This window comes from Streptomyces sp. NPDC051738, assembly GCF_044453205.1.
Lineage (GTDB): Bacteria > Actinomycetota > Actinomycetes > Streptomycetales > Streptomycetaceae > Streptomyces.
Map to the genome: position 1 here is coordinate 165638 of NZ_JBITCM010000005.1, position 23805 is coordinate 189442.

Here is a 23805-nt window from a genome sequence, read left to right on the forward strand (position 1 = left end):
AGCCCTCCATGACCCCTGTGACCCACCGCAACGGAGGCGAGCTCCTCGCAGCCCACCTCGCCTCACTGGGCATCGACACCGTCTTCGGCATCGTCTCGGTGCACAACCTCCCGCTCGTCGAGGCCATCGACGCCGACCCCGCGCTGCGCTTCGTCCCCGTACGCCACGAGGCCACCGCCGTGAACGCAGCCGACGCCTACGGCCGTGCCCGCGGCGGCATCGGCTGCGCGCTCACCTCGACCGGGACGGGGGCGGGAAACGCCGCCGGATCGCTCGTCGAGGCCCTGGCCTCGGGAACGGCCGTCCTGCACATCACCGGCCAGGTCGAGTCCACATATCTCGGCAGCGGGCGGGGCTTCATCCACGAGACCAAGGACCAGCTCGGGATGCTCACCGCGGTGTCGAAGTACGCCGCGACCGTCACCTCCACCCAGGACGCGGGCCGCATCCTGCGCGAGGCGTCCGTCGCCGCCCTCACCGCACCCGGCGGACCCGCGAGTGTCGAGTGGCCGATCGACCTCCAGTACGCGGCCCAGCACGACACCGGCACGCCCGTCCCGGGCGCCGAGCCGCCGACACCCGACCCCGCCGAGCTCGATGCCGCCCGCGAACTGCTGGCCTCCGCCCGACGACCGCTGATCTGGGCGGGCGGCGGCGCGAACACCGCACGCGCCGAAGTCCTGGCCCTCGTCGAGGCCACCGGCGCCGGGCTGCTCACCTCCAACTCCGGGCGCGGCTGCGTACCCGAGGACCACGACCTGGTCATCGGCAACTTCGCCACCACCCCCGCCGGACGCGCCCTGCTGAAGGACGCCGACGTCCTCGTCACCATCGGCACCCACTTCCGCTCCAACGAGACCGCCGACTACGGCCTCGAACTCCCCGCCGCGCACATACAGATCGACATCGACGCCGCCGCCCTCGGCCGCGTCTACCCGGCCCGCCACGCCCTCCACGGCACCGCGGCCACCGTCCTGCCCCGGCTGACCGCGACGGCGAGTCGCGCCGGCGCCGCCTGGACGGCCCGAATCCGCGAGGTCCGCGACGAGGTGCGCGCCACCCTGCACGACAACATCGGCCCCCAGGCCGCCATCTGCGCCGCCCTCGCCGCCGCCCTTCCCCGCGGTGCCGTCGTCGCCCGCGACGTCACGATCCCGTCCTCCTCCTGGGGCAACCGCCTGCTGCCCATGCACGACCCGCGCGCCAACGTCTTCCCGCGTGGCGGCGGCATCGGCCAGGGCCTGGGCATGGGCATCGGCGCGGCCCTCGCCCGCCCCGAGCAGCCGACCGTGGTCATCGCCGGCGACGGCGGGCTCGCCGTCCACCTCGGCGAGCTGCTCACCCTGGCCCAGGAACGACCGCGGCTGACGCTCGTCGTCTTCAACGACGGCGGCTACGGCGTGCTGCGCAACATGCAGGACAAGTACGGCGAACGCCGCTCCGGCGTCGACCTGTTCACGCCCGACTTCGCGCAGCTCGCCGCCGCCTGCGGGCTCGCGTACGCCCGGATCGCCGACGAGGCCGACGCCAAGGCCGTCATCACGGCCGCCGTGGCCTCCGACGGGCCCACCCTCGTCGAGGTGGACCTTGCCGCGCTCGGTCCGATGAAGAACCCGTTCACCCCGCCCGTGAAGATCCCCACCGCGTAAGGAGGCCCATGTCCATGAGCACCACTGAAGAGCAGGAGTTCGACCTCCTGGTCCACCGCATGACCTGGGAGGCGGAGGGCGTCCTCTCCGTCGAACTGACCCACCCGGACGGCAAGCCGCTGCCCGCGTGGACACCGGGCGCGCACCTGGACCTCCATGTCGGCGGCCACATACGCCAGTACAGCCTGTGCGGCGAACCGGCGGACACCGGCGTGTACCGGCTCGGCATCCTCAACGAGCCTTCCTCACGCGGCGGTTCACGCCACGTGCACACCAAGCTGCGGCCCGGCCACACTGTGCGGGTGGCCGGGCCGCGCAACCACTTCGCGCTCGAACCCGCGGCCTCGTACGTGTTCATCGCCGGCGGCATCGGCATCACTCCAGTCCTCGCGATGGCCGGGCAGGCTCAACGAGACGGCGTGCCCTACCGGTTGGTCCACGGCGGGCGCACCCGTACGTCGATGGCGTTCGGCGGCGAGCTCGCCGCGCTCACCGGCGGCGAGGTGACCCTCGTACCGCAGGACGAGCGGGGTCACATCGACCTGGCGGGCATCCTCGCGGACCTTCCCGCCGACGCGCTGGTGTACTGCTGCGGTCCCGAGCCCCTGCTGAAGGCCGTCGAAGAGGAAGTGCCCGAAGGGCAGTTGAGGGTCGAACGCTTCGCCGCACCGGTGGTCGAACGGCACGGTGACGACAGCGCCTTCGAAGTCGAGTGCCGTACGTCCGGGGTGACCCTGAACGTCGGCCCCGGCACCTCCGTCCTGGAGGCCGCCGAGAACGCCGGGCTGAGCGTCAGCTCCTCCTGCCGCGACGGCATCTGCGGCTCCTGCGAGACCCGCATCCTCGCCGGCACCCCCGACCACCGCGACTTCCTGCTCACCGAGGCCGAGCACGCGGCCGGCGAGACGATGATGATCTGCGTCTCGCGCTGCGCCTCGGACCGTCTTGTCCTGGACCTCTGAAACCCGCGGCCTCTGAACCCCGCGATCTCTAGAACCTGCGATCTCTGAAACCCGCACGGAGAACCGATGCCCGACACCTGGCCCTACCTGGACCCCCACCAGACCCGCGACCACGAGCCCACCCCCTACGAGGTGAAGCTCGCGCACACCCTTGAGGACATCTTCACCAAGGACGGCCACGAACTCACCGACGTGGTCGACGGCCTCAACGCCCGCCGGCTGCACACGCCCACGGGAGAGCCCTGGACCGAGGAGTCCTTCCGCGCCGAGATGCACCGACTGGGAGCCTGAGATGACGCTGTCCACCCACGACACCGCCGAGCACATCTACGCCCACGGCCTGCGCAACCAGTGGCACCCCGTCGTGCCGTCGCACTTCGTCGAGCCCGGCGGCATGCGCAAGGTGACCGCCCTCGGCGAGAACTGGCTGCTGTTCCGCAAATCCGACGGCGCCCTCTCCCTGCTCGCCGACCGCTGCCCGCACCGCGGCGCCCCGCTGTCGCTGGGCAAGCACCTGGGCGACCGCGTCGCCTGCTGGTATCACGGCGTCGAGGTCGACGGCACCGGCAAGGTCACCGCCGTACCCGGCCTGCCGGGCTGCAACCTGGAGGGCAAGACCCTCGTCACCTCGCTGCCCGTGCGCGAGGTCGGCGGCGCGATCCTGGCGTACTTCGGCGACGAGGAGCACCCCGAGCCGGTGGAACTCACCGTGCCGGACCCGTTGGCCGACGACGACGTGTCCGCCTTCCTGTGCTACGCCGAATGGAACGTCCCGTGGCGGTACGCCATGGAGAACCTCCTCGACCCGATGCACGGCGCGTTCCTGCACAGCGAGTCCCACACCATGTTCGACGGCGACACCCAGGCGAAGTTCCGCATCCGGGAGACCGAGCGCGGCTACTTCTTCGAGAAGACCGACCAGCGCGGCGTCAACTTCGACTGGGTCGAGCTGTGCCACACCGGCGTCGACTGGGTGGATCTCACCATCCCCTACCCGCCGTCCGCCGGACCCGGTGGCGCCTTCGGCATCGTCGGCATGGCCTGCCCGGTGGACGCCGAGCGCACCGGCGTCTTCTTCTGGCGCTACCGCAAGGTGCGGGACTGGCAGCGCGACAGCTGGCGCTTCCTCTACAAGACCCTCATCGAGGCCCGCCACTGGGACGTCCTGGAACAGGACCGGATCATGCTGGAAGGCCTGCCCGCGGACGCCGACCAGCACGAGAACCTCTACCAGCACGACCTCGGCATCGTCCGCCTGCGGCGCATGTACCAGGCCCAGGCGAAGGGGCAGTCGACGGCGCGGCCCACCGGTTGAGCGGTGCCCGCGTGGCCGGCTGGGCGTCCCGGGCCGGGGCGCCCTTCGTCTGCCGTCCGGGTCAGCCGGGGTTCGGACCATCCGGACCATCCGGACCATCCGGACCCTCCGGACCGTCCGGACCGGCATCGTCGGACTCCACGATCGAGCGCTCCAACTTGGAGAGCAGACCGGCCAGTTGACGGCGCTCGGCGGGGGACAGTCCGCTCAGCATGCGGCGCTCGTTCTCCAGGTGCGCGGCGAACAGTTCGTTCACCTTCTTCAACCCGGCGTCGGTCAGCCGTGAGTACACGACCCGGCGGTCCTCGGCGTCGCGCTCCCGCACGAGCAGGCCGTCCTTCTCCAGCCGGTCCAGGCGCAGGGTCACACCCGCCGACGAGATGAGCCCCGAGGCGGCGAGCTGCCCGGCGGTGAGCCGGTACGGGGCGCCGGCCCGGCGCAGCGCGGTGAGGACGTCGAACCCGGCGACGGACAGGCCGTGCGCGTCGAGCTGCGAGACCATCCGGGACTGGTACTGCAGATACGAGCGGTGCAGTCGGGCGAGTACCTCCAGCGGCGAGGTGTCCAGCTCGGGCCGCTCACGTGCCCAGGCATCGACAATCCCCGAAACGGCGTCCGGCCGCCGTGCCGCCCTGCGCTGAGCCATGGCTTCCCCTCGGGACACGTATCTGATGTTGAAATCTTAGCCCTAAGGGAAAGCGTGCCTCCTGACCAGGACGGCTTCGCCCAGGACCGGTCGACCTCGGCCCGCGGGGCGTGGTACTCGGCGAACGCGGACTCGACGTCGCCGCGATGCGGGAATCCGTTCAACCACCTGTTGACGCGCGGTCGCCGCCATAGCTCCGACTCGTCCAGGGACCGGCGTCCGGCGGTCGGGATCGTGCGCGGAGTCATTGGTGTCGCGTGTCGCTCACGGTAGCCGCCGCCCCGGAGACACCACCCTCAGCTCTGACTCCCCATCCCCGCAGGCGAGTTGGTGGACATCCACAGCGACCGCTGCTCAGGGTTTGGAGGATCCGCGCTGCAACCCTCGCCAAACGTCGGCCTCATCACGTCCACTACCTGCCTTTCAGGCTGAACGCCCCAGTTGATGACCTAGGAACGGCAACGCGGCGGCCTGTAGGAAAGTTCCAGCGCGACTCAACCCACCAACCGGCCTGCGCCCCGGGGGCATGCACAGCCACGAGCTCGCGGGACGGGGCCTGAAAGGACCATCCAGCGTGTCTGGAAAGACGAAGAGAAGACGCTGCCTGTCCCGAATAACCACCGCCGTCACCGCCGCGGCCCTGTTACTCGGCACCGGCGTGGCGTCTGCCGCCGACGGCCCGGCTCCCGACGGGGTCGGGAACTATGCTCCGTCGTCGCGGCCGGCCGCCGGGCCGGAGAAGGGCACCCGAGCCAATGGCCGCCCCGCGTCGGGGAGCAAGCCGGAAGCCGGACCCACATGGAAGCAGAGCGGCACTGTGTGGCAGGTCGACCGCACCGTGGCGCAGCTGCGCAACTCGGTCACGGACCCGGACGGGGACAAGGCGAACCTCACCTTCGAGGTGTGGACCGTCGACACGGCCGGGAAGCCGAAGGCCAAGCTGAAGCTCACGGGCCAGAACGCCGACCCGGCCAACCAGGGCGACGTGTCCGCCGAGTACGGCGTCATCGTGTCCAAGATGGTGGCCTCGGGGTCGAAGGCCACGGTCACCGTCCCGCACGGCAACCTCAAGCCCGCCACCACCTACGCGTTCCGTACCTCCGCCTACGACGGCTCCCTGTACGAGACGGACTGGTCGCCCTACGCGACGTTCAAGACCCGGGCCCGGCAGGTCGACATCACCCTCCCGGCGCCGAAGAGGGACGCGCCGGACCCGGCGTTCGACACCTCCTGGCAGCCGGTCCCCGGCTGGGGTTCCGTGCAGACCAGGGACGCCGCAGGTGAACGGTACTGTGAGGCGACCGCGCAGGGTGACCGGCTGTGCATCGCCTGGAAGCCGGCCACGAAGGAAGACTTTGCAGCCGCCCGCGAATCCAGGGCGAGGCTGAAGTCCACGCGGGCCGCGAACCCGCCGCTGCACGACTCCTGCGAAGTGGGCGCCGCTCAGGGCACCTACCTGTCGATCTTCACCCGCGACAAGGCGTGCATGTACGGGAAGTTCTCCGTCCAGGTCACCGATGAGGCGGGCCTGGAGGAGAAGGGCTATCAGGAGTTCCTGTACTCCTCTCACATGAGTACGGCGCTGACCGGCACGGAGCTGAAACTGTGGGCCCGTGTCACACCGCTGCCGATGCCCGCCGGACACCTGCCGTTCCCCGCCCAGCCGGGGGCGATCAAGCTGACGATCTCCCCGCAGTGCTCCGCCGGGTGCGCGGACAAACCCTCCTACGCCTGGGACGGCAACCTGATGTGGGGCGGTTCCTACGACATCGACCCCCACGAGGAGACCGCGACGGCCACCGTGCAGTGGTCCGGCGGGGTGCCGGACGAGTCCGGGAAGAAGGACTCCGACCTCTCCCAGGCGCTGGCGTTCGCACCGTACGCGACGTTCTCCACGTCGGTGCCGGAGACGTTCCCCACAGACAACAGTCAGGGTTTCATCGGCAACCCGGTGTTCGTGCGCTGCGACATGGTGTACTCCCCGGCGGGCTGCGTGTTCCGGGACTACATGCCCGGCTATGTGTTCAACACCGCCAAGACCCCGGCGGCCGCCGCGCACGCCTGGCTGATCCAGGCGAAGATCCGCGAAGGCGCGCCACTGAGCTACCTCCCCGACCGCAGGGGCGATACGGGCGAGCACGGTGAGCGCAACAAGTACGGCCGCGACCCCGACGCCAACCGCAGGGTCATCTGCCCGGACGGCTGGGCCGCCAAATCCGGCCACCCGGATACCACACCGGTGACCGACATCTCCGCCAGCGACAAGCCGTCCTGCGACGAGTTCACCTTCGCGGCGAGCTACAACAGCGGCGGAATGCCCTCCGACATGGGCGGCACCAACCCGGTCACCTCGGGCGACAAGTGCGCGCAGACCTACTCGACCAAGCTGTCGGACGGCACTTGGCGGCTGTACGATGACGAGCGCACCGCCGCGCCGACGTGGTCCGAAGTATGCGGCCGGTCCGCGATGTCCGGGTGGGTCAACTCCACCTCGATGAGCCGCTTCCCCACCTTCGCCAAGGATCTCCGGCTGATCGACCAGGACGCGTATTTCGTCAGGACGCCGGGCTTCGACAAGTGCGACGCCTCGAAGCCGACGATCAAGTGCGACATCCGGTAGCACGATACTGACGCACACAGACTGACGCACACCGCATGTGCGGCCCGGGGCCGGTCACAGGGCCGACCCCGGGCGGCGCCACACCGGAGAACGGAGACACGCAGTGAGTTCCGGCGGGATCACATGGATAGCCGACGAGGACATCTCCTGGCTCGGCTACTACATCAAGCTGGCCCGGGGTCTGACCGGCGAACAGCTCGCCGCCCGCCTCGCCGCTCCCCACGGCCCCGTACCGGTCCAGGCCACCACCGGGCCGCAGGCCGAAGAGCTCATCGACGGTCTCGACGCGGAGCGCGGCGACGCCGACAGCATCGCCGTCCGCTACGGCGACCACGCCGGCCTGGGCTTCGCCATTGCCTACGGCCACTGGCCGTCCGTCCTCGGGCCCGCGTACCACGACGGGACATCCCGAGACGGGGTCCACGTCTTCGAGTTCTACTACGAGAAGCAGAACCCGAAGGTCCCGCCACCCGCATTCGCCTACTTCCACGACGACCACTATGTGTGCGGCTTCGACATGTACATGCACACCTGGTCGCAGGACATCACCGGCCCCGGCGCCGACCTCGTCCGCGCTGACATCGTCGCGGCCGGAATCCCGGAGGAGAGCGAGAGGGACACGGCGCACCGTGCCTCTCTCGCCGTTCTGGAGCAGCGCTTCGAACTGGCGCTGCCGCGTGATCTGATCCTCGACGCGTCCCTGCCCACTGCGCTCGTCAGAGGGCAGCAGCCGCGCTGAGCCGTCCCCGTGATCGCAGGCGGCCCCGCGGCCTTCGACGTCTCCACGCTCTAGAAGAAGCCAAGTTTCCGAGGGCTGTAAGAACAGAGAATGTTCTTGGTCTGCTGGTAGTGCTCCAGCATCATCTTGTGCGTCTCACGCCCGATGCCCGAGCCCTTGTAGCCGCCGAAGGCCGCGTGCGCCGGGTAGGCGTGGTAGCAGTTCGTCCACACGCGCCCCGCCTGGATGGCGCGGCCGGCGCGATACGCGGTGTTGATGTCCCGTGTCCACACGCCCGCACCAAGGCCGTACAGCGTGTCGTTGGCGATCTTGATGGCGTCGTCGAAGTCGTCGAACGACGTCACCGAGACGACCGGCCCGAAGATCTCCTCCTGGAAGATCCGCATACGGTTGTCGCCCTCGAAGATGGTCGGCTGAACGTAGTAGCCGCCCTTCAACTCGCCGTCGTGCTCGATACGTTCGCCCCCTGCGAGGACCCGGGCGCCTTCCTGGCGGCCGATGTCGAGGTAGGAGAGGATCTTCTCCAACTGGTCGTTGGAGGCCTGCGCGCCGATCATCGTGTCCGTGTCGAGCGGGTGACCGGTCTTGATCCGCTCGGTGCGGGCGATCGCCGCGTCCATGAACTCGGCGTAGCGGCCCCGCTGGACCAGCGCCCGGGACGGGCACGTACACACCTCGCCCTGGTTGAGCGCGAACATCGTGAAGCCCTCGAGCGCCTTGTCCCGGAAGTCGTCGTCGGCCGCCCAGACGTCGTCGAAGAAGATGTTCGGGGACTTGCCGCCGAGTTCCAGCGTGACCGGCGTGATGTTCTCCGAGGCGTACTGCATGATCAACCGGCCGGTCGTGGTCTCCCCGGTGAACGCCACTTTGGCCACCCTGGGGCTGGACGCCAGCGGTTTGCCCGCCTCCACGCCGAAGCCGTTGACGACGTTGACCACGCCCGGCGGGAGCAGATCGGAGACCAGGCTCAGCCAGTAGTGGATGGACGCCGGGGTCTGCTCGGCCGGCTTGAGCACGACCGTGTTGCCGGCGGCCAGCGCGGGGGCGAGCTTCCAAGTCGCCATCAGGATGGGGAAGTTCCACGGGATGATCTGCGCGACGACGCCCAACGGTTCATGGAAGTGATACGCCACCGTGTCGTCGTCGACCTCGCCGAGCGAGCCCTCCTGCGCCCTGATCGCGCCCGCGAAATAGCGGAAGTGGTCGATGGCCAGCGGAATGTCGGCGGCCAGCGTCTCCCGCACCGGCTTGCCGTTCTCCCAGCTCTCGGCGACGGCCAGCTTCTCCAGGTCCGCCTCCATACGGTCGGCGATCTTCAGCAGGATGCCGGCGCGCTCGGTCACCGACGTCCGGCCCCACGCGGGGGCGGCCGCGTGCGCCGCGTCCAGCGCCCGCTCCACGTCCTCCGCCGTACCCCGCGCGATCTCGGTGAACGGCTGCCCGTTCACCGGCGTCGGGTTCTCGAAGTACTGCCCCCGGATCGGCGGCACGTACTCACCGCCGATGAAATGGTCGTAGCGCGCCTGGTAGGAGACGATCGCACCCTCGGTGCCGGGCGCCGCGTAACGGGTCATGCTGCTCTGCCTCCCGAAGAAGCGCTGCCCGCCGTTGGGCAGCTCTCGGCGCGAGGCTAGGGACGGCGAGGTTGCAAGTACGTTGCGCGGGCCGGAGGTTCCATTTAGCCCCAAGTGGTTCGATGAGCCCCCTCCGGGCGGTTCGATCAGCCCGCCCATGGTTCGATCAGTCGGCCGTTGGGCCGATCAGTGCGGCGGACGGCACTCCCAGGCAGGCGGTGCCATGAGCTCGGACTCCAGCGCGGCCAGCCGCGACCGTACCGCCGCCCCCGGCCGCACCGCGGCGAGCGCCCGCCACACATCCAGATCGTCCTCGCCCCACGGCGCGTGCGCCCAGTCGGCCAGCAAATCGGGGTCGCGGCGGGCGATCAGCGCCGTACGCAGGCCGTCCGCCAGGCGCCGCCTGAGCCGCACGACGGCCGGTGCCTGCGAGCCGGGCAGCAGCGGGCCGGAGTACGCCGTGACCGCGGCCGTGACCGCACCCGCCTCCAGCCGACGCTCGACGACCGCCACGTCCGACTCGACCGGCACCGTCAGCCGGTACGGCCGCGAGGCGAGCAGCCCGGGGCTCAGCGCCCGGCGCAGACGGGTCAGTTCGGCGCGCAGAGTCACCGGCGTCACCGACTCGTCCTCGTACAGCGCGCACAGCAACTCGTCCCCGGTCAGCCCCTCCGGATGGCGGGCCAGCAGCACCAGGATCTCGCTGTGCCGGCGACTCAGTCTGACCCGTCGGCCCCCCATGAGCAGCTGCGCCTCGTCCCGGCCCAGCGCGCTCAGCTCCGGTGTGTCGGCGGTCGGCACAGGCGGGGCGAGCAGCGCCAGCTGGGACTCCGCGGCACGGGCCACCGCCTGCACGAACCCCAGACTGTGCGGATGCGCGAGCCGGTCCCCGCCGGTGATGTCCACCGCACCCAGCACCCGTCCGCTGCGCGGATCGTGCACCGGCGCCGCCGCGCAGGTCCAGGGCTGAACCCGGCGGATGAAGTGCTCGGCTGCGAACACCTGCACCGGCCGGTCCACGGCGACCGCCGTTCCCGGCGCGTTCGTGCCGACGGCGGTCTCCGCCCACCGCGCACCCGGAACGAAGTTCATCCCCCCTGCCTTCCGCCGGGTCGTGGCATGGCCTTCCACCCACAGGAGCCTGCCGTGCGTGTCGCACACGGCGAGCAGGTGCTCGCCGTCGGCGGCGAACGTGCCCAGCAGCTCCCGGAACAGCGGCATCACCCGCGCCAGCGGATGCTCCGCGCGATAGGCGCCGAGGTCTCCGTCCGCCAGCTCCACATCGGCGGTCCCGTCCGGACCGACACCGGCCCGCGCGGAACGCCGCCACGAGTCGGCCACCACGGCACGCACCGGTTTCGGCACGGTCCCCGCCTCGGTGAACGTCTCATGCGCACGACGCAGCACACGGACACGCTCGGCGGGGTCGGCCCCCGGCTCCAGGGCCACCCACGGATCGCTCAACTCGGCCTCCCCGGAAGGCGGTGCGCTTGGGGACATCGTCACTCCGGGTACGCGCGCGGACAACCTTTTCGACGGCAGGCACCCGAACGACGGGCACACCGGCGCAGATGTGCGAGTCCTCAGGCGACGTCGATCCAGCCGTGTGTTCAGGCGGGCGTCGGCCGGTCGTGTGCTCAGGCGGGCGTCGACCAATCGTGTGCTCAGGCGGTGTCGACCAGTCGTATGTAGCGCGTCCAGTCCCAGTGCGGACCGGGATCGGTGTGATCCGTGCCTGGCACTTCGTAGTGCCCGACGATGTGTGTGCGGTCCTTCGGTATGCCGTGCCTCGCGCATATGGCCGCGGTGAGCCGGGCCGATGTCTCGTACAGGACGTCGGTGAAGAAGCCGGGCCGGTCGACCCAGCCCTCGTGCTCGATGCCGATGCTGCGTGTGTTGTGGTCCCAGTCCCCGGCGTGCCAGGCGATGTCCGCCTCGCGAACGCACTGGGAGGTGTGTCCGTCGCCGGACCGGACGACGTAGTGGGCGGACACCTTCCTCTTCGGGTTCTGGAAGACGGACAGGGAGTTGGGGTAGGTGGTCTGCGTGACGTGGATGATCACCCGGTCTATGGGATGGCTCGTAGGGCGGTTCGCCACCGTGTAGTTGGCGGTGCTCGCCGGCTGCCACTCGGCGAGCGGGTAGTCCGGGCCGGGGATGTGCGCTCCGGCCCGCCATTGGGGGAGCAGGGCGTACGGGACGGCGGCGAGGGCGGTGCCTTGGAGGATCCGGCGTCGGCTGAGGAGGGGGCTTACACGTTCCAAAAGGGCGATTGCCTTTCATCGTTGAGGTTGGCCACGGGGGGTGTTGACGTCGGCCGGGGCGCTCAGCGCAGCGTCGCTGCCGTCCCCCGCAGTCGCGCGTGCACTCCACGGTGGGTCTCGCGTGCGGGCAGCCACTGCTTGCGGATCTTGGCCACGCACGTGTAGTTCGTGTCGCACACGTTGGCCAGCGGTGACTCGACGGCCTGGGTCGCGAACTGGTACGCGTCCAGCTCGCTGAACCCGTAGTCGCGCACCAGCCACCGCACCAGCTCCAGCTGGGATATCCGGAAGGCGTCCTCCAGCGGCCGGGCCGAACCCGTCGCGATGATGTGAGTGTCCGACTCGATGCGGGGCCAGGGCGTGGCAAGTCCCTTGAGCAGTTCAACGATCACCACGGTGTTCATCGCGCACTCGACCGCGACGCCACAGGTCTCGCCCTCGCCCTGCCGGGCGTGTCCGTCGCCGAGGCTGAGCAGCGCGCCCTCGACGTTCACCCCGAGATAGCAGGTGACGCCCGCCCGCATCTCCGGTGTGTCCATGTTCCCGCCGTGCGCGTCGGGAACCAGGGCCGAGCGCACCTCGAGATTGGCCGGCGCCACCCCGACGGTGCCGTGCATCGGGTCCATGGGCAGCTCGACCTCGATGTCACTGTCGTGCGCCCGGAACAGCGCCGTACGCCGTCTCCGGTCGAGCTGCCAGATCCAGACGGTCTCCGGGAGTGGCGGTTGCAGCGTGGCCGTCGTGTGCGTCGAGGTGAGTGCTCCGAACAGCGGGACGGTGGTGGACGCGGCCCAGTCCCGGGCCGGTTCGATCGACACGAAGTGCACGGCGACCGTGTCACCCGGCTTGGCGCCTTCGACGTAGAAGGGTCCGGTCTGCGGGTTGAGGAAGGGGAACTCGCACACCTCGGACACCAGGTCCTTCTCGGACCGTACCCGTCCGGCGAAGCAGTCCTCCGTGTACAGATCGAGGACTGTGCCGGGTGCGATGCGCGCCACGGGAGGTGCCCCGCCGAAGGTCCAGGCGTACTCGCCGGGCTCGGGTCGCACGGTCAGGATCCGGGGGTCGCTCATCGCTGCACAGCTCCGTTCTGCGGAAGGCCGTTGAGGGAGGGGTGTCTCGCGTGAATCACCGTACGGCGCTGGTGGGTTGGGCAGAAGGGAGCGCTGGGTTTCCGTGGACAGCCCCGCGATTGTGGATATCTCGCTCACTCACACGAGTGAACTCGGCCTGGAATCAGGTCGGTTCGGCAGTTCCGCGGACCGTCAGGCCCGCTCCGCCACCACCACCGGATCGTCGAGCACCGCCCGCACCACCGAATGCGCCGCCCCCAGCAACGGCCCCTGCGGACCGAGCCGTGACACGGACACCGGACAGGCGGGCCCCGCGGTGCGCCGGTCCAACTCGGCCTCCAGCGACGGCAGCAGCCAGGGTGCGAGTCCTGCCAGCGCGCCGCCCAGCACCACGCTCTCGGGGTCGAGCAGATTGACCGCGCCCGTCAGAGCGATACCGAGCGCCGTTCCCGCGTCGCGCAGAGCCCGCCGTACGTCCTCGTGGCCCTCGGCGGCACGCTCGGCGAGCAGTCCGACGCGGTCCTCGCCCGACTCCAGTCCGGCGGCGCGCAGTACGGCCTCCTCACCGGCGTACTGCTCCAGGCATCCGCGCCCCCCGCACGGGCACTGGGGTCCGTCCGGTTGGACGGGCACGTGCCCCAACTCGCCCGCGAAACCGCGGGTTCCGTGCAGCAGCCCCCCGTCCACCACGACAGCCGCGCCGATACCGATCTCCGCCGACACGTGCAGGAAGTCACGCGGAGTGCCGTCGCCGAGCCAGAGTTCGGCGAGTGCGCCGAAGTTGGCCTCGTTGCCCACGGTCAGCGGGAAGTCCACGGTCAGGGGGAAGTCCACGGGCAGCAGAGCGCCGAGGTCCGTGTCGCGCCAGTCGAGGTTCGGCGCGCGTACGACCGTACGGGCGTCCCGGGCGACCAGACCCGGCACGGCGATCGCCAGACCGGCGGGCCACAGCCCCTCGCGCTCGGCCTCGGCGAGCACCCGGCGCACCAGCTCGGTGAGTTCTTCGATCACCGGCTCGGGGGCACGACCCCGGTTCGCGCCGTACCGCACGGCCCTGGACCGCACCTCGCCGCGCAGGTCGACCGCGCAGACGGCGAGATGGTCGACGCCGATCTCCGCGCCGATCCCGGCCGGACCGTGCCCGCTGACGGCCAGCGCCGATCCGGGACGGCCCACCCGGCTGGGCCGCTCGGGACCGAGTTCCTCCAGCAGCCCCGAGCGGATCAGCTCGTCGACGAGCGTCGACACCGCGGCACGGGTCAGCCCGATGCGGGAGGCGACGGCCGCACGGGAGAGCGGACCCTCGGCGCTGACGGTGTGCATCACCCGGGCGAGGTTGCGGCGGCGCATCCCCTGCTGGGTGTTGGGCAGCGCGGGTCCGGCCCCGGCCGGGTGGGCCTCGTGCAGCGGTGCGGTCATGCCTCCGTCAGTCCTCGTCCGTCCTCAGTGGGCCTCTGGGTTCCGCTCCAGCAGCGGGGCCGCGTCGGAGAGTACCCCGCTGATCCTGGCCAGCGTCTTCGCGTCCCGCTCCACGGCGTCGAGCACCGGCCCACGCGCGGTGTCCCAGCGCCGGGCGACCGCTGCCGGATCCTCGCCGGTCAGCAGGCCGGCCGCCTGGGCAGCCGCGCCGAGCGCGACCAGTTCCTTGGCCTCCGGCACCTGCACCGGGCGCCCCGACAGCCGTCGTACGGTCTGCTGCCATGCGGTGCCCCGGGCGCCGCCGCCGATCAGCAGCAGCGGGGCCGAACGGTCGGCGTCGTCGTCCAGGACGAGGTCCAGGGCGCCCAGCAGCGCGTGGACCGCGCCGTCGTAGGCGGCCTGCAGGAGCTGGCCGGCGGTCGTGTCGTGGCGCAGGCCGTGCAGGACGCCGGAGGCGTTCGGCAGGTTCGGGGTGCGTTCGCCGTCCAGGTAGGGCAGGAGGGTGAGGCCGGTGGTGGGCTCCACGGCCTCCCGGTCGAGGCCCAGCAGGGCGGCGAGACGGTCGACGGCGAGCGTGCAGTTCAGGGTGCAGGCCAGCGGCAGCCAGTCGCCGTGCGCGTCGGCGAACCCTGCCACGGTGCCGGTCGGGTCGGCGGGGCGTCGCCTCGACACCGCGTACACCGTGCCCGACGTGCCGAGGCTCAGCACGGGCATTCCGGGTCGCAGACCGAGGCCCAGGGCGGCGGCGGCATTGTCGCCGGTGCCGGGGGCGACCAGGGTGCCCTTGGAGAACGGCAGGTCGTGGCTGTCGCGCACGGTGCCCGCGACCTCACCGGGCCGGACCACACGGGGCAGGAGCGCCGGGTCGAGCCCCACGCGCGCGAGGATCTCCTCGTCGTACGACTCCGTCCCCGACGCCCACCAGCCTGTACCGGAGGCGTCGCCGCGGTCCGTGGTGCCCTGTCCCGTGAGGCGCTCGGTCAGGTAGTCGTGGGGGAGACGTACTGCCTTGGTGGCCCGGACTGCCTCGGGCTCGTTCTCGGCCAGCCAGGCCCACTTCGTGACCGTGAAGGACGCCGCCGGGACGGAGCCCGTGCGCTCGGCCCAGAACTTCGCGCCGCCGAGCTCCTCGGTCAGACGACGGGCCTGCGGCGCCGAGCGCACGTCGTTCCACAGCAGCGCCGGACGTACCGGCTCGCCCTGCGCGTCCAGGGTGACCAGGCCGTGCTGCTGCCCGCCGATCGACACCGCGGCGGCCTCGTGCGCGGCGTCGCCGCACTGGCGCAGCGCCTCACACAGGGCCTCCCACCACTGGCGCGGGTCGCTCTCGCGGCCGGCTCCGGAGGACACCGTGTGCGGGGCCTGGCCGCTCGCGACGACCCGCCCGGTCGAGGCGTCGACGACCAGCGCTTTCGTGGACTGGGTGGACGTGTCCACGCCGACGACGAGCGGACCCTCGGCTGCTGACATCGGGCTCTCCCTCTTCCGCGGCTCGCGGGATCTGACCTGCTGTTTCAAGGGTGCCCCGGAAAACGACGACCCGGACCTCACCCCTTTGGCGACATCTTGTCCCTTCCCAGGGACGCGTCGGCATACTAATTTGTAAACCGCGATGACGAAATAGTCGGAGCAACCTCGTAGTAACTCGTAGCGAGCATTCGCAGTAACTCGTAGCAAGCAGTCGTCAGCAAGCAAGGAGCCGCGGCATGAGCTACCAGCCCACCCCCGAGGACAGGTTCACCTTCGGCCTGTGGACCGTCGGCTGGCAGGGACGGGACCCCTTCGGCGACGCCACCCGCCGTGCCCTCGACCCCGTCGAGACGGTGCAGCGCCTGGCCGAGCTCGGCGCCCACGGCGTCACCTTCCACGACGACGACCTGATCCCCTTCGGGTCCTCGGACAGCGAGCGAGAGGCGCACATCAAGCGCTTCCGCGAAGCCCTCGACGCCACCGGCATGAAGGTGCCGATGGCCACCACCAACCTCTTCACGCACCCCGTCTTCAAGGACGGAGCGTTCACCGCCAACGACCGCGACGTGCGCCGCTACGCGCTGCGCAAGACGATCCGCAACATCGACCTCGCGGTCGAGCTGGGCGCGCAGACATACGTCGCCTGGGGAGGCCGCGAGGGCGCCGAGTCCGGCGCCGCCAAGGACGTACGCGTGGCCCTCGACCGCATGAAGGAGGCCTTCGACCTCCTCGGCGAGTACGTCACCTCCCAGGGCTACGACCTGAAGTTCGCGATCGAGCCCAAGCCGAACGAGCCGCGCGGCGACATCCTGCTGCCCACCGTCGGCCACGCCCTGGCGTTCATCGAGCGCCTGGAGCGCCCCGAGCTGTACGGCGTCAACCCCGAGGTCGGCCACGAGCAGATGGCCGGGCTCAACTTCCCGCACGGCATCGCGCAGGCCCTGTGGGCGGGCAAGCTCTTCCACATCGACCTCAACGGCCAGTCCGGCATCAAGTACGACCAGGACCTGCGCTTCGGCGCCGGCGACCTGCGCGCCGCCTTCTGGCTGGTCGATCTCCTGGAGAGCGCCGGCTACGCGGGCCCCAAGCACTTCGACTTCAAGCCGCCGCGGACCGAGGACCTCGACGGTGTGTGGGCTTCGGCCGCGGGCTGCATGCGCAACTACCTCATCCTGAAGCAGCGTTCGGCCGCCTTCCGTGCCGACCCGGAGGTCCAGGAGGCCCTGCGCGCCTCGCGCCTGGACGAGCTGGCGCAGCCGACCGCCGCCGACGGCCTCAAGTCGCTGCTCGCGGACCGCACGGCCTTCGAGGAGTTCGACGTCGAGGCGACCGCCGCGCGCGGGATGGCCTTCGAGCGCCTCGACCAGCTGGCGATGGACCACCTGCTGGGCGCCCGCGGCTGAGGCCACGCGCGCGTGCCCTGTCGTCGCCCTACCGCGTGTGACCGCCCGTCGAGGGGCGGGCCCGGTCACACGCGGTACGCGGTACGCAGTACACGGTGCTGATGGGGCTTCGCGCGAAATGTGCCGGAATCATGTGATCCACGGCATGGGCGCGTATCAACTCGCCCGCAGGGGTCGCGTCCTGACGGATATGAGGCAACTCTGGACGGTATGGCCATGCCGCCCGTACCGCCTCAGCCGCCCGGACCGCCGGGTGACACCCCGCCTCCGGGAGGCGGCTTCGGACCGCCTCCCACAGGGGGATATGGGCCCCCGGGAGGTTACGGTCCCCCTCCGGGCGACAGCGGCCCGCCCTCGTACGGTGACTGGCCGCCGCCGGAACCGCCCGACGGAGGCGGTGGACCGAGGCGGCGGCGGAATCCGCTGTTCGTCCTGATCGTCGCGATCGTGGCCGTCGGAGTCGTCGTGGCCATGGTCCTCATGGTCTCGGCAAGCGACGACTCGCCCGACGGGAGGCCATCCGGCGAGACCAGCACGAGCGGCACGCCCAAGCCGTCCTTCAGCATCCCGACGGAGCTCCCCAGCAGGCTGCCGAGCGAGCTGCCGACATCGCTGCCGTCGGGGTTCCCCACCGAGCTGCCCAGCGGCCTTCCGAGCGATCTCGAGTCGCTGCTTCCGTCCCTGGGGGAGGAGCTGCAGTAGGCGTAGCCAGGCTGGACATGGATGTGCGGGCACGCACGCGTGGCGCCACGCAACGGCCACGCGCGTGTGCACCGCAGTCGAGCCAGGTCTCGTGAAGGGCGGTCAGATGCCGCGCGGCAGCCGCACGTAGATCACTGACGTCTCCATACCGCTGTCGACCAGTCGGCCCTGGGCGTCGAAGGTGCCCTCGCCGTCGGTCATGCCGAAGTCGTTGTCGTTGATGAGCGCGAGTGTGTCGTGATCCACGCGCGCGATGCCCTCGATCTTGCCGGGCACACCGGCGACCGTGCCCAGGTCGACGACCAGCTTCTTGGACAGCACCGGCACACCCGAGGCCGCCGGGTCGTCGAGCTGCTCAAGCGACGGAGAGGCCGCGTCGTCGTCCCAGGGGCCACGCAGGATGTTCGAGGCGGGGTCCAGACGCACCAGATGGAGCCGGGCGGCCTTGTCGGTGCGCTCCTCGACCAGCAGCCGGTTCCCGCCCACGGCCACGACGGACGAGATCTTCAGCTCGGAGGTGTCGTCCTCGCTCGGGTCCACCACGTTCACCGGGTCGAAGCGGTACGCGTACTCCGCGGTGACTGCCGTCTTCTTCGGCGAGAACCGCAGCAGCCGCGTGGTCCGCGACGCCTCCCCGGCATCGGTGTCCGGCAGGGACAGCGGGCTCTGCACGGCCATCACCAGGTCGCCGCCGGGCAGTTGGGCCAGCCCTTCGAAGCCGCGGTTGATCTTCCGGTGCAGCAGAACGGACGGCAGCGCCTCCGCCACCGGGTAGTCGGTGCCGGTGAGGCCGAGCCCCTCGGGCACGTAGCGGGTCAGGACCTTCCCGCGCGCGGAGACGTGCACAAGGGACGGACCGTACTCGTCGACGAGCCAGAAACTCCCGTCGGCGGCCCGCACGATGCCCTCGGTGTCCAGCCCGTTCGGGTTGTACGTCAGAGGGGTCCGCGCGTTGTAGGAGTACGGTGCCTCATCGCGCCCCTCCTGGTTCGACAGCCCGGTGACGGGCTTCCCGGACCCGGTCGTGATCGGGATCGCGTCCAGCACCCGCACGGTGCCTCCCGACACCCGGATCTTCACGATCGCCGGATCGAAGCCCGGCACGGGGAACGTACGGCGCTTCGTGCCGTTCACCTTGATCTGGCCGTTGGGGCCGCGGTCGGTGACCGTCCAGAACTCGCCCTTGCGGCTCGTCGGGTAGATGTCGCTGCCGATGCCGCCGAGGTCCACGGCCCGGTCGTCGTCCACGGTGCCGGGCAGCAGCGTGTTGCTGAACGCGCCGAGGGGGATGTCGCCGAGCGTCGCCGTGCGCACGACGCGCGCCTTGCCGTCCGCGTCTTCGGCGCCGACGGCAGGTCCGGCGGCGGCCACGAGCGTTGCGACTACGGCGAGGGGTACTCCGCCTGCGACGAAACGGTGAGCGCGGCGCCGACCGGTGGCGTGCGGGGACATCGGGCCTCCTGAGGACCAAATTCGCTGACAGCGGCCACAGTTGGAGCCCGCGCGGAACGTCGTACGACCGTGAGGTGAACACAGTGCGACGGGCACTCGTCGAGCCGACTTCTCAAGGGGCGCAGACGTCGACGCATGCCTCGGTGAGCTGATCGGCGACGGTGAGGATGCTTGGGTCGAAGTGCCTCATGTCGGGTCAACCCGGGCGCACTTCCGCGCCGGTTCTTGCCGGTATGGGTGCCTGGGGCGATGTGGGCTGGGGGCCTCGACAGGTCAGGCGATCCTTGCCGAAGCCCCCAGGAGCACGCCCTACAACGCCCTGTCCTCGGCCACGAGTTCCGCCGAGGCCAGCGCAGTCGCCGGATCCTGCGCAGGGCCTCCGGAGGGCACCCAGCGACCGCGCTCCTCGCGGTACGGCCACCATCGTCCGTCGCGCCCCAGGCGCAGTTGGTTCGGCGCGTCGACAACCGTCCAGCGGTTGCCCTTCGCCCGCAAAGACGGCCGTTCGCCCTCGTCCCATGCCGACTCCAGAGCGGCACGCACGCGTGCGAGCGTTTCGCCCTCGACGGTCCACTCCTCGTCGAGCACCGACAGCGCGGCAACGCCTCCCAGGCGCCAGGCGATCACGGCCGTCGCCAGCCCCTCCCGACCGCGCCCCGACCTGTCTGCCAGCCGCTCCGCCACGTCCTCGGAGGGGGCACCGGCGGCGAGGCGCACCGCGTCCTGTGCGGGCGTCAACTCCTCATCCATGGCGTGCTGTTCCGGACCGGTGCGCAGCGCTTCCGCGAGCAGGCGGCGGGCTTCGGCGGCTGTCCGTGCGGCGAGGAACTCCAGGGCATCCGGATCGACGCCGGGCGCGGGAGGTGTCTCGGTGTCCAGGGACGGCGGCACTCCCGGCTCGGTGGGCAGTTCGGGCAGGGCGGGCAGCGGCGGGAGGATGTCGCCGGCCGCGTACGCCTCCGTGGCGTCCACCCCCTCAGGCTCGGCCGACGCGGACGGTTCGGGCGGCGTTCCGGCGGGCGCGGCGCTGCGGGCCTGGAGGTCGTCCAGCAGGTCGCGTTCGCCGCGTCCGCGCATCAGGAGCAGGACGAACGGGTCCTGGTCCAGGAGCCGTGCCACCTGATAGCAGAGGGCCGCCGTGTGCCCGCAGTGGTCCCAGGCGTCGCAGTCGCACTCCGGCTCCAAGTCGCCCATGCTTGGCAGTAGTTCGATGCCGGTGGCGGCCGCGTCCTCCACCAGGTGTGGTGGCATGTCGCGGTCCAGCAGCGCCGCGACATGCCCGGCCCGCTCGACGGTCATGTCCAGGAAGCGGTCCCACTGTTCCGAGGTCAGCTCCTCCAGCAGCACGTCGGCCCGGTGTGCCGTACGGTCGCGGCCCTGCACGACGGCCGTGATCCGCCCCGGACGCACCGACACCGCACCGACCCCTCCCGCGCGCGCGAGCCTGCGGCCGGCCTTGAGCTGCTGCGAGTCCAGCGCCGCATCCTCCAGCGCCTTCAGCCAGGCCTGGCCCCACCACGTCTGCGCGAACCCCTTCCCGTGCGCTGGAGGCAGTGCGGCGAACGTGCGCTCCAGGTCACCGTCGTGTCGAGTCATCGCGCGCCCCCTCGCAGTTCCACCAGATCGGCCAGCTCGGCGTCCGTCAGCTCGGTCAGCGCCGCCTCGCCGCCGCCGAGCACCGCGTCGGCCAGTTCCCGTTTGCGGTTCAGCATGTCGGCGATGCGGTCCTCGATGGTCCCCTCGGCGATCAGCCGGTGCACCTGCACGGGCCGGGTCTGCCCGATGCGGTAGGCGCGGTCGGTGGCCTGCGCCTCGACGGCCGGGTTCCACCAGCGGTCGTAGTGCACGACGTGTTCGGCGCGGGTGAGGTTCAGACCCGTGCCCGCTGCCTTCAACGACAGCAGGAAGACGGGCACCTCACCGTCCTGGAAGCGCTGCACCAGGGCCTCGCGCTCGGCCACAGGTGTGCCGCCGTGCAGGAACTGCGAGGGCATGCCGCGGGCCGCCAGATGCTCTTCGAGGAGGCGTCCCATGCGCACGTACTGGGTGAAGACCAGCACGCTCGCCCCCTCGGCGAGGATGGTGTCGAGCAACTCGTCCAGCAGCTCCAGCTTCCCCGAGCGTCCGGAGATCCTCGGCTGCTCCTCCTTCAGGAACTGCGCCGGGTGGTTGCTGATCTGCTTCAGGCCCGTCAGGAGCTTCACGATCAGACCGCGTCGCGCCATGCTGTCGGCGCCGGAGATCTCCGCGAGCGTCTCGCGGACCACGGCCTCGTAGAGACCCGCCTGTTCCGCGGTGAGGGACACGGCGCGATCGGTCTCCGTCTTAGGCGGCAGTTCCGGCGCGATTCCCGGATCGGACTTGCGTCGGCGCAGCAGGAACGGGCGCACGAGCCGGGTGAGGCGTTCGGCGGCGGCCGGGTCCTGGCCGCTCTCGACGGCCTGTGCGTAGCGGGTGCGGAAGGTGCCGAGCCGGCCCAGCAGGCCGGGAGTGGTCCAGTCGAGGATCGCCCACAGTTCCGACAGGTTGTTCTCGACCGGCGTGCCGGTGAGCGCCACGCGCGCGCGTGCGCCGATGGAGCGCAGCTCCCGCGCGGTCGCCGAGTAGGGGTTCTTCACATGCTGGGCCTCGTCCGCCACGACCATGCCCCAAGGCACCTCGGCGAGCCGGCGCGCGTCCATACGCATGGTGCCGTACGTGGTGAGGACGAACTCCCCGTCCGCCACGGCGTCCAGGTCACGCCGGGAGCCGTGGAAGCGACGCACGCGCGTGCCGGGCGCGAACTTCTCGATCTCGCGCTGCCAGTTGCCCATCAGGGACGTCGGACACACCACCAGCGTCGGACCGGCGGACGAGGCTTCGGACTGCCGGTGCAGATGCAACGCGATGAGCGTGACCGTCTTGCCGAGGCCCATGTCGTCGGCCAGACAGCAGCCCAGGCCGAGGGAGGTCATCCGGGCCAGCCAACTCAGGCCTCGCCGCTGGTAGTCCCGCAACGTGGCCGCGAGCGCGGTCGGCTGACCGACCGGCTCTTGTCCCTCGGGATCCGCGAGCCGCTCGCGCAGTGCCGCCAGCCACCCCGTGGGCAGGACCTCGACCTGGCGGCCGTCGACCTCGGTGGAGCCCGTCAGAGCGGCGCCGAGCGCGTCGATGGGCGTCACCTTGTGGTCCTGCTGCGCGCGGGCGCGTCGCACCTCCTGAGGATCGACGACGACCCACTGGTCGCGCAGCCGCACCACCGGGCGGTTCGCTTCGGCGAGACGGTCCAGCTCCTCGCGCGTGAGCCGCTGGTCGCCCAGTGCGACCCACCAGTTGAAGGCCATCAGCGCGTCGGCGGACAGGAACGACGGGGTGTCCGAGGAGACCCTGCCGGGCGCGGACTCGTCGTCCGGCGGGCCGATCACCGCGCGTGCCGTCAGTTTGCGGGCCATCTCCTTGGGCCAGTGCACCTCGACACCGGCACCGGTGAGGGCCCGGGCGCCCTCGGCCAGGAGGTCGGTCACCTCCTCGTCGGCGAGTTCCACCGCGTCCGGCACGGCAGCCGAGAGCAACGGCGTGAGCGGGTTCCAGGCGCGCGCCGCCCGGCGAAGCGCCAGCAGGGCGTCCATCCGCGCGCGTGGGTCGAAGGCGCCGGATCCCGCCCACACGTCGCCGGCATCCGCGACCAGCGTCGGATCACTCACGCTGTGCACCTGCAGCACCGCCCGGAACGACAGCGCCGTGTCATCCTGTGTCGCCGCGGCGAGGCCGGGGACCTCAAGACGCAGGGAGATCCGTACGCCCGCGTCGTGGCCGGCGGCGACATCGGCGGCCCACGCGCGCTGGTCGGGGAGCCGCTGCGGCTCCGGCGCCGCATAGGCGGGCCCGCCCGTCACGAGCGGCGCGGCGGGGGAGCGGGGCAGCGCGTCGGCGACCGCGTCCAGGAAGGCCCGCAGCAGCCGCTCCGGGTCCGGCAACCTCAATGGCTCGACGTCGTCCAGTGGCACGGCGTGCGCTTCGGGCGGCATCGCGGCGGCAAGGGCGCGGACGCGTTCCACGTCCTCCGGTCGCAGAGGGCCGGCGCGCCAGGCGTCGTGATCGGTCGTCGACAGGCCAGGCAGCAGCAGACCGCGTGCGACGAGCTGCAGGGCCAGCACCGTGGCGGCGCCCCAGAAAGTGGCCGCTCGGTGGGCCTGCGCGTCGGCACGCGCACGCGTGAGCACCGGCAGCGCGGCGCGCACCGGGAGCACGACGGCCGGCACGCTCACCGGCTCGACACCGTCCTCTCCAGGCAGCGCGACTGTCAGGCTCTCGATCGGCAGCGCGACGGCTGGTTCGTCGACGGATCCGGACGCGACGAAGGGAGCCGCGTCGCCATCGGCTCGCCAGAACGCGAACCGGCCGCTGCGGGCAGGATCGCCGGGTAGGAAAACGGCACAGCAGGATGCCAGTTCGGAGATCTCGGACGGTGTTGCCTCGGAAAGCCTCGGCACAGCTCTTTGACGCTCCTCAAATTTGACTACTCGCGGTTGGGTGGC

The 23805-nt window shown here is 71.0% G+C and carries 18 protein-coding genes; 8 read left to right on the forward strand and 10 right to left on the reverse strand.

Translation table 11 applies throughout. From position 1 onward, the window contains the following. The first annotated feature begins 8 nt into the window (after nt 1–8). The 4 genes from ACIA8X_RS13960 (at nt 9) to ACIA8X_RS13975 (ending at nt 3926) form a co-directional block, all read left to right on the forward strand. The gene (locus ACIA8X_RS13960; protein ID WP_399458362.1) at nt 9–1649 is read left to right on the forward strand and encodes a thiamine pyrophosphate-binding protein; all 1641 of its coding nucleotides are present in this window, start codon (nt 9–11) and stop codon (nt 1647–1649) included. Between the two features lie 14 nt (nt 1650–1663). After that, nucleotides 1664–2611, forward strand: coding sequence for a PDR/VanB family oxidoreductase (locus tag ACIA8X_RS13965; RefSeq protein ID WP_399458363.1), 948 nt, complete (start codon nt 1664–1666; stop codon nt 2609–2611). A gap of 66 nt (nt 2612–2677) precedes the next feature. Continuing rightward, the gene (locus tag ACIA8X_RS13970; RefSeq protein ID WP_393446118.1) at nt 2678–2902 is read left to right on the forward strand and encodes a recombinase-like helix-turn-helix domain-containing protein; all 225 of its coding nucleotides are present in this window, start codon (nt 2678–2680) and stop codon (nt 2900–2902) included. 1 nt (nt 2903) lies between these two features. After that, nucleotides 2904–3926: a Rieske 2Fe-2S domain-containing protein gene (locus tag ACIA8X_RS13975; protein WP_393446116.1), complete on the forward strand. Its 1023-nt coding sequence runs from the start codon at nt 2904–2906 to the stop codon at nt 3924–3926. 61 nt (nt 3927–3987) lie between these two features. Here the strand turns inward: ACIA8X_RS13975 and ACIA8X_RS13980 are convergent, their stop codons facing one another. Then, a complete protein-coding gene (locus ACIA8X_RS13980) occupies nt 3988–4572 on the reverse strand; it encodes a MarR family winged helix-turn-helix transcriptional regulator (protein WP_393446114.1) in 585 nt (194 codons plus the stop codon). Nucleotides 4573–5146: 574 nt separating this feature from the next. On the opposite strand from ACIA8X_RS13980, the gene ACIA8X_RS13985 reads away from it, so the two are divergent. Both ACIA8X_RS13985 and ACIA8X_RS13990 read left to right on the forward strand, forming a co-directional pair. Then, nucleotides 5147–7192, forward strand: coding sequence for a hypothetical protein (locus ACIA8X_RS13985; RefSeq protein ID WP_393446112.1), 2046 nt, complete (start codon nt 5147–5149; stop codon nt 7190–7192). Nucleotides 7193–7295: 103 nt separating this feature from the next. Then, complete coding sequence (locus ACIA8X_RS13990) at nt 7296–7931, forward strand: hypothetical protein (protein WP_393446110.1); 636 nt, start codon at nt 7296–7298, stop codon at nt 7929–7931. 50 nt (nt 7932–7981) lie between these two features. On the opposite strand, the gene ACIA8X_RS13995 is transcribed toward ACIA8X_RS13990, so the two are convergent. The 6 genes from ACIA8X_RS13995 to xylB form a co-directional block, all read right to left on the reverse strand. Further along, a complete protein-coding gene (locus ACIA8X_RS13995) occupies nt 7982–9505 on the reverse strand; it encodes an aldehyde dehydrogenase family protein (protein ID WP_393446108.1) in 1524 nt (507 codons plus the stop codon). A 186-nt stretch (nt 9506–9691) separates the two neighbouring features. Continuing rightward, entirely contained in the window at nt 9692–11005 is a 1314-nt protein-coding gene (locus tag ACIA8X_RS14000; protein ID WP_393446106.1) for a GAF domain-containing protein, read from the reverse strand. Between the two features lie 164 nt (nt 11006–11169). Beyond that, the gene (locus tag ACIA8X_RS14005; RefSeq protein WP_393446104.1) at nt 11170–11769 is read right to left on the reverse strand and encodes an N-acetylmuramoyl-L-alanine amidase; all 600 of its coding nucleotides are present in this window, start codon (nt 11767–11769) and stop codon (nt 11170–11172) included. Between the two features lie 62 nt (nt 11770–11831). Further along, the gene (locus ACIA8X_RS14010) at nt 11832–12842 is read right to left on the reverse strand and encodes an acetamidase/formamidase family protein (RefSeq protein ID WP_393446102.1); all 1011 of its coding nucleotides are present in this window, start codon (nt 12840–12842) and stop codon (nt 11832–11834) included. A 192-nt stretch (nt 12843–13034) separates the two neighbouring features. Continuing rightward, on the reverse strand, nt 13035–14261 hold the full coding sequence (locus tag ACIA8X_RS14015) for an ROK family protein (protein WP_393446100.1): 1227 nt from the start codon (nt 14259–14261) through the stop codon (nt 13035–13037). 24 nt (nt 14262–14285) lie between these two features. Further along, a complete protein-coding gene (gene xylB / locus ACIA8X_RS14020; protein ID WP_393446098.1) occupies nt 14286–15731 on the reverse strand; it encodes a xylulokinase in 1446 nt (481 codons plus the stop codon). 236 nt (nt 15732–15967) lie between these two features. On the opposite strand from xylB, the gene xylA reads away from it, so the two are divergent. Both xylA and ACIA8X_RS14030 read left to right on the forward strand, forming a co-directional pair. After that, a complete protein-coding gene (gene xylA / locus ACIA8X_RS14025) occupies nt 15968–17134 on the forward strand; it encodes a xylose isomerase (protein WP_393446096.1) in 1167 nt (388 codons plus the stop codon). Between the two features lie 447 nt (nt 17135–17581). Beyond that, a complete protein-coding gene (locus ACIA8X_RS14030; protein WP_393446094.1) occupies nt 17582–17836 on the forward strand; it encodes a hypothetical protein in 255 nt (84 codons plus the stop codon). Nucleotides 17837–17938: 102 nt separating this feature from the next. Here the strand turns inward: ACIA8X_RS14030 and ACIA8X_RS14035 are convergent, their stop codons facing one another. The 3 genes from ACIA8X_RS14035 to ACIA8X_RS14045 form a co-directional block, all read right to left on the reverse strand. Beyond that, nucleotides 17939–19288: an esterase-like activity of phytase family protein gene (locus ACIA8X_RS14035; protein WP_393446092.1), complete on the reverse strand. Its 1350-nt coding sequence runs from the start codon at nt 19286–19288 to the stop codon at nt 17939–17941. Between the two features lie 309 nt (nt 19289–19597). Continuing rightward, nucleotides 19598–20884 carry an SWF or SNF family helicase gene (locus tag ACIA8X_RS14040; protein WP_393446090.1) on the reverse strand — a complete coding sequence of 429 codons (1287 nt, stop codon included), beginning with the start codon at nt 20882–20884 and terminating at the stop codon, nt 19598–19600. Then, nucleotides 20881–23760 (reverse strand): DEAD/DEAH box helicase, encoded by a 2880-nt coding sequence (locus ACIA8X_RS14045; protein WP_393446088.1) that lies wholly within the window; start codon nt 23758–23760, stop codon nt 20881–20883. The genes ACIA8X_RS14040 and ACIA8X_RS14045 overlap by 4 nt, the downstream gene beginning before the upstream one ends. Between the last annotated feature and the right edge of the window lie 45 nt (nt 23761–23805).